This window comes from Limosilactobacillus pontis DSM 8475 (genome assembly GCF_001435345.1).
Classification (GTDB): Bacteria; Bacillota; Bacilli; order Lactobacillales; family Lactobacillaceae; genus Limosilactobacillus; species Limosilactobacillus pontis.
The window spans coordinates 103,139-109,730 of record NZ_AZGO01000037.1 but is presented as its reverse complement, the minus strand read 5'-3'; the positions used below and the strand labels follow the sequence as shown (position 1 = coordinate 109,730).

The window sequence follows — 6,592 nt, the reverse complement described above, 5'->3', positions numbered from 1 at the left end:
ACGTTGCCACGCCAACAAAAAAAGAGTGATGATCGATTCGGTCATCGCTCTTTTTTTGTCCCGTTTCTCAGGTAATTGGCGTAAACTGGAGGAAAGGAGGCTGAGAAAATGGAAAAGGCCGTGGCGTTTGATTATTCACCCGAGAAAGAAAGTCAGTTGGGGATCACCTCGGTAGGGCGGTCGGATACAATGGCGGGTCACCGCTTCGGTCCCGCTGTGCGGCCGTATTATCTGATCCATTATATTCTGGCTGGTTCAGGGACGTTTCAGGTGAATGGCGTCGACTATCACCTACATTCTGGACAGGGATTCTTTATTGAGCCGAACTATCAGACCTACTATATTGCTGATGAACTGACACCCTGGTCGTATGTCTGGCTAGGTTTTACTGGCTCTTATGCAACCGCGCTGATTCAGCAGCTAGCGATCTCGGAACAGACCCCAATCTTCAATAACGATCATTATTATGAGCTGGCCAACTGCGTTAATCAGATTATCCAACATCCATTGATGAACACTGCTACCGAGTTGCGGGCCAATAGCAACCTCCTCCGTTTCCTTAGTCTGATTGCTGACTCAACGGTGGTCAGCGGGCACCGAGCCACGCAGCGGAGTCCCTATGTCGACCGGTCGATCGCCTATCTGGCGCAGCACGTCACGACGGCTTCGGCTGACCAGCTTGCTCAGGCCGTTAATTTGGACCGCAGTTACCTCAGCATCCTCTTTAAGCAGGCAACCGACCTGACGCCGGGGCAGTATATTCGAAATTTTCGGATTACCAAGGCTCGACACCTGCTTGAGTCCTCAATGCTACCGATCGAGAAGGTGGCACAACAGTGTGGCTATGACCACGCCAACTCCTGTACCCGCATCTTCAAGCAAACCTATGGAATGACGCCGCGCAAGTATCGGCGGCAGGTTCGTGAGCAGAACCCAAAATAGCAAACGGCACTCCAATATAGTAACGGGCCTCCAGCGTTTAATTTTTGAACGTTGGAGGCTCGTCGTGCTTACGGATCCATCAATAATAATTCTTACGCTACAGCACCTTGCCTATGGGTTAGCATGGGCTCCGCCAGGTGGGTACGGAACCATTGGGTGAGTGGTCCCATGAAGAGGGCGGTGATGATCGTTCCCACGCCGAGGGTGACGTTGAAGAGAAAGCCGACCAGGACACAGAGGCCATCGGTGATCATCCGGCAGTACTTGAAGGGGAGGAGCCGGTATTGGTAGGCGGCGATCAGGGCGATGGCATCGTAGGCCGAGACGCCCAGGTCAGCGGTGAAGTAGAGGGCGGCGGCCAGGCAGGTGAAAACGATCGCTACCGCCATCAGAGTACCTCGCATAACCAGGCTGGGATGAGACAACATTAGGTCGAGAAGGTGGTGCATGGCATCCGCTGCCACCCCGGTGAAGAAGAGGTTAATCACGGTGGCTACACCGATGTAGTGCCTCTTCAGGATGAAGACCAGAATGAGGAGTACCCCCGTCAGGATCAGGTAGAAGGTCGAGTAGGTTGAACTGAAGATGTTGGCGATTCCGGTCACAAAGCAGGTGAAGGGGTCAACGCCGAGGTTTGCCTTCTGCAACATCCCAACGCAGAAACCGCAGAGGATCACGCCGCAAAAAGCCATAATGATTCGACTTAATTGATACATACTTGCACCTCAATTCTTCCTTGCTTCAAATATGAACAGTCGACTATAGAAGTCGGGAACGTCACGGGTAGCCGCAGACTGCTCGGATTCGGCATCTGAGGTGACCAAGCCGATGTTGGCCAACTCGCTACCGGTGTAGGTGCCGCAGTCCTGACCGGCCTCCTCGTGAACCCGGTATTCCTGGTCCGCTATCAGGCCGGGAATCCTTTGCAGGCGGTATGGAGCGTTGACGTCGTTGAGGACCTTGAAGTAGCCCATCGCCGCCTGTTGCTGGTCGGGACTCACCACTAGCCAGGCGGTGATGTTACCGTCGAAGGGGCTCTTAAGTCGGTAGAAGCGTCCGAACTGAAAGAGGGCCCGGTAGTGTTTCATCAGTTTGACCTGGTCCTTAATCTGGGCTAACTCGTCAGTGCTTAGCTTGGTCAGGTCAAGTTCGTAGCCGAGGTCGCCGAAGAAGGCCACATCGCCACGGGTCTTCAGCGGGGTGTTGCGGTTGACCTGCTCGTTGGGGCAGACGGAGACGTGGGCACCCATCGCGCTGACCGGGTAACAGTATGACGTCCCAGTCTGAATCTTGAGCCGCTCGATGGCGTCGGAGTCGTCACTTGTCCAGGCCTGTGGGGCGTAATATAATATTCCGGCGTCAAAACGCCCACCACCTGAGGCACAGGACTCAAAGAGGATCTTTGGAAACTCCTGGATCAGCTGTTCGTACAGGTGGTAAACGCCGAGAATGTAGCGGTGGAAGATCTCCCCCTGCTGGTCCGCCGGGAAGGCCGCGGAGAAGCACTCGGTGATGTTGCGGTTCATGTCCCACTTGACGTAATCGACATTCCCTTCGCGGAGGACCTTAGCGATCAGGTCGTGAACGTAATCAACAACTTCCGGCTGCGAAAAGTCGAGGACGTATTGGCGCCGCCCCTGGGATGGGTGCCGGTCGGGAGTCTGGATGATGTAGTCCGGGTGGTTACGGTAGAGGTCGCTGTCCTTATTAGTCATCTCTGGTTCAAACCAGAGGCCAAACATCATGCCCAGTTGGTGGATTCGCTCGGCCAGGCCACTGATGCCGTTGGGGAGGCGGTCGCGATTGGCCCACCAGTCACCGAGCCCGGCCGTTTCCTTGGTCCGTTTGCCGAACCAACCATCGTCGAGGACGAAGAGTTCGATGCCGAGGTCGTGGGCCTGTTTGGCTAGTTGGACCAGCTTGTCCTCGGTGAAGTCGAAGTAGGTGGCCTCCCAGTTGTTGACCAGGATCGGCCGTGGCCGGTCGCGCCAGTAGCCACGGGCTAGGCGCTGCCGGTAGAGTTGGTGGTAGGTCTGGCTGAGCCGGTTGAGCCCGTCACTGGTGTAGACCATCACGACCTCGGGAGTCTGGAATTCGGTCCCGGGAGCCAGCTTCCAGGAGAAGTGGAAGGGTTTGATCCCCAGCTGGACCCGGGTAACCTGGTAGGCGTCGACCTGGGCCTGGGCGAGGAAGTTCCCGCTGTAGACGAGTGAGAAGCCGTACGCCTCCCCCTGGAATTCATCGGTGTGGGGCCGTTTCAAAATAACGAACGGGTTCTGCATGTGGCTGGAGGCACCCCGGGTACTGCTGACGGCTTGGATACCGGGCCGCAGGTGGGCAGACTTTAGTTGCCGTTCCCGGCCCCAGGCACCGGAAAACTGTAGCCAATCATAATCATCGTCGGGCAGGTCGAGGTTCATGCTCATCGCGGTGGATAACTGGTAGTCCTGGTCGCTGTGGTTGGCGAAGCGGACGCTACGGGCAATCGCGTCGAAGTCGTTGAAGATCGTGTAGGTAAGGGTCAATTCGACGTCGATCACGTCATCTTGGAGGAGGATCTCCAAGGTGGTGGCCTCACCATCGTCCTCGACGTAGGTGGCCGGGAGACCGGCTAGGCGGGGCTTACCGGCGTAGATCCGGTGGGACCGGTAGCGGAAGTTGGTTACCGTGCTGCCGTTGGGCTGTTTGACCTCGACAGCTGGCATACGGTAGTCGGTGGTCCCGTAGGCCGGGTACTCCTGCTTGACGTTACCGAGCGAAAAGTCGTAGTCGTTATCGTAAACGTAGCTCATCACCGGCCGGTAGCCGTTCTCGACCAGGTAGGAATGGTCGGCGCGATCGGGAACCCGACGGCCGAAGTAGAGTTGGCCGAGCTGGTCGTTGCGCAGGACCCTGATGATGTAGCTGATTCGGTTGTTGAATAGGTGGAATCCTGACTGTCTTGATGGAACTTGATTGGCATAACGATGACACTCCTTTGCGTTGATTCAACCTGATTGTAGCGCTTTCATTCGCTGGCAAAAATAGGTGAGTGTGGGAAGAAGTGCACATTTTGTGGGATCATGAAAACGGCTGCCGACGCGAGAATGTCAGTAGCCGTTTGAACTAGTGGTGGTGTTTTTGACGGGTAAAGAGGGCCAGAACCTTCTGCAGCGGGATGGCCTGGAGAAAGGTGGTCAGGAGGATCAGTAGGGATCCCACGACGGCCGCCGGGGTCATCCAGGTACCGAGGAGGGTGACCGCCAGCAGGGTTGCCACGAGGGGCTCAAAGGCGCTAAGGATCCCGGTGACCGACGGCGAGATGTAGCGGATGCTCTGCAGAAACATTGTGTAGGAGAACATTGTCCCCCCAACGACGATGTAGCCGACCAGCCACCAGTCACCACTGGATAGGTGGGGAGTGGGATGGTGAACAGGAACGGGGTGAGGATGATCCCGCTGACTAGCATGGCGAGCCCGCAGACGGCCAATGCGTCGTAGTGCTCCAGCAGGGGGCGGGGGAGTAGTGTGTAGAGGGCGGCGGCCCCGGCACACCAGAGTCCCCAGAAGAGGGCGGTCGGCGTCAATGTCAGGGTATTGAGGTGACCACCCGTCACCAGGTAGAAGGTCCCGACCAGGGCAATTGCGATTGAGATACAGTCGATCCGCCGGGGCCACTGGCGCTGGGATAGGGCCAACCAGATGATGATGATCACCGGCTGGAGGTACTGGATTACGGTCGCCGTGGGGGCATTGCTGAACTTGACCGCCAGGAAGTAGGTCAGCTGCGAGTTCAGCATGCCCAGGATGGCGAAGGCCAGTAGGTAGCCCAGGTTACGGCGCCGGTGGGTCAGGGCTCGGACCTGCTGGGGCGCCCGGATGATTGAGATGGCGGTCAAGAGGATCCCCGCCGTCAGTAGGCGGACGGCAACCAGCCAGGTTGTTGAGATGGTGGTGGTGGAAAAGAGGTACTGGGCGGCGGCCCCGGAGCCACCCCAAAGTGAGGCCCCGCCCGCTGCCAGCAGCACGCCCTTGGTTTGTCGGTTCATATAGTTACTCCTTCTAATTTGATTATTCTAAATTAACACAGGTTAAGGGGTGTAACCAGGGGCTAGGATCTTTACCTAGTAAAATTTCCGGAAAACGCTTAAAATTATTAATAATATTAATCAAAAAATTGGAGGAGGAAAAGAAAATGAAGACAGTCAAGATTGGCAACAGCAATTGGCGGACCTCAAACGTGGCGCTCGGTATCATGCGGATGGGGACGCTACCGGTGCCTCGGGCAGTGGAAGCTCTCCAAGCGGCCCATGAAGCGGGGATTAACTTCATTGACTCGGCCGACATCTATGGTAATGACCCGCAGTTGGGGCGGGGGTCCTCGGAGATTCACTTCGGCCAGGCATTCAAGCAGAGCGGCCTGCAGCGGGAGGACTTCTACATCCAGTCCAAAGGGGGCCTATATGCCAACCTGGATAACAAGATTACCCGTTACGACTCCTCCAAGCACCAGCTAATCAGCGCCGTGGACGGGATCCTCAAGCGAATGGGGATCGACTACCTGGATTCGTTTTTGATCCACCGGCCCGACCCGTTGATGGAACCCGCCGAGATTGCGGCGGCCTTTGACGAGCTCCAGGCGGCCGGCAAGGTGCGGCACTTCGGGGTTTCCAACTTCAACCCCCAGCAGATCGCCATGCTCCAGGAAGCCGTTGACCAGAAGTTGCTGGTTGACCAGGTCCAGTTCGGTCTGTGTCACACCGGGATGATCGACTTCGGCCTCCACACCAACATGACTGACACGGGAGCCATCAACCACGACGGCGGGCTGATTGAGTACACCCGGCGCGTCGGCATGACGATTCAGACCTGGTCACCGTTCCAGTACGGGACCTTCGCGGGAACCTTCATCAACAATGTCAAGTTCCCCGAACTAAATACAGCGCTGGCTAAGCTGGCCGACAAGTACGGCGTCAGCAAGAACGCCATTGCGGTGGCCTGGATTCTCCGCCATCCGGCCCACATGCAGGTCCTCCTGGGGACGATGAACCCCGACCACATCAAGGACAGCGCGGCGGGGAGCGACGTGACCCTCACCCGCCAGGAGTGGTACGACCTCTACCTGACCGCCGGGCACGACCTGCCATAATGGCCCGGGATTACGCGGCCTCCTACCACCGGTTGAGTGCGCCCTTCCGTCGCCACCCGCGGTGGGTCACGGCCCTGCGCCTCACTAACCGGGGAATTGAGGTCGTCATGTACGGGGCCTACCTGGTCATGGTTGCTGGTTTGGCCTGGCGAGGCTTCACCGCTAGCGGGTCCTGGAGCCACCTCCTCCGGCTGGTACTGATTCCCGGGGGCGGGTTTGTTCTCCTCTCCCTGGTTCGCCGGTATCTCAATGCCCCGCGGCCCTATGAGCAGTGGCCAATCGACCCGCTAATCACCCGTGAGAAGACTGGCAATTCTTTTCCAAGCCGCCATGTCTTCTCGGCGACGGTGATCGCAATGGCCGCCCTGTGGCTCGACTGGCGCTTTGGCCTGCCGCTTTTGGTACTGGCGGTCCTGCTGGCGGTTATCCGGGTGGTCGGCGGTGTCCACTACCCCCGCGATGTGGTGGTCGGTGCCCTCTGCGGCCTGGCGGTGGGTAGTCTGTTGTTTATCTAAAATAAGG

Annotated in this window: 5 protein-coding genes and 1 pseudogene; 3 read left to right on the top strand and 3 right to left on the bottom strand. The window is 57.6% G+C overall.

What is annotated here, in order from left to right; translation table 11 throughout:
* Positions 1-108: 108 nt before the first annotated feature.
* Positions 109-942: an AraC family transcriptional regulator gene (locus tag FD34_RS02710; protein ID WP_057806567.1), complete on the top strand. Its 834-nt coding sequence runs from the start codon at positions 109-111 to the stop codon at positions 940-942.
* Between the two features lie 92 nt (positions 943-1,034).
* Here FD34_RS02710 and FD34_RS02705 read toward each other — a convergent pair whose 3' ends face one another.
* From FD34_RS02705 to FD34_RS02695, 3 genes and pseudogenes are all read right to left on the bottom strand, one after another.
* Positions 1,035-1,658, bottom strand: coding sequence for a YczE/YyaS/YitT family protein (locus FD34_RS02705; protein WP_057806565.1), 624 nt, complete (start codon positions 1,656-1,658; stop codon positions 1,035-1,037).
* Positions 1,659-1,667: 9 nt separating this feature from the next.
* Positions 1,668-3,929 carry an alpha-galactosidase gene (locus FD34_RS02700; protein ID WP_057806564.1) on the bottom strand — a complete coding sequence of 754 codons (2,262 nt, stop codon included), beginning with the start codon at positions 3,927-3,929 and terminating at the stop codon, positions 1,668-1,670.
* Positions 3,930-4,047: 118 nt separating this feature from the next.
* A pseudogene (locus FD34_RS02695) lies at positions 4,048-4,970 on the bottom strand (DMT family transporter).
* A 146-nt stretch (positions 4,971-5,116) separates the two neighbouring features.
* Between FD34_RS02695 and FD34_RS02690 the strand changes: the two are divergent.
* On the top strand, positions 5,117-6,070 hold the full coding sequence (locus FD34_RS02690; protein WP_057806562.1) for an aldo/keto reductase: 954 nt from the start codon (positions 5,117-5,119) through the stop codon (positions 6,068-6,070).
* Entirely contained in the window at positions 6,070-6,585 is a 516-nt protein-coding gene (locus FD34_RS02685; protein ID WP_057806560.1) for a phosphatase PAP2 family protein, read from the top strand. Before FD34_RS02690 ends, FD34_RS02685 begins: the two co-directional genes overlap by 1 nt.
* The last annotated feature ends 7 nt before the right edge of the window (positions 6,586-6,592 follow it).

Bases quoted from the DNA above. Each gene is read 5' to 3' on its own strand.
- FD34_RS02710 (WP_057806567.1), top strand. From the start codon at position 109: ATGGAAAAGGCCGTGGCGTTTGATTATTCACCCGAGAAAGAAAGTCAG.
- FD34_RS02705 (WP_057806565.1), bottom strand. From the start codon at position 1,658: ATGTATCAATTAAGTCGAATCATTATGGCTTTTTGCGGCGTGATCCTC.
- FD34_RS02690 (WP_057806562.1), top strand. From the start codon at position 5,117: ATGAAGACAGTCAAGATTGGCAACAGCAATTGGCGGACCTCAAACGTG.
- FD34_RS02685 (WP_057806560.1), top strand. From the start codon at position 6,070: ATGGCCCGGGATTACGCGGCCTCCTACCACCGGTTGAGTGCGCCCTTC.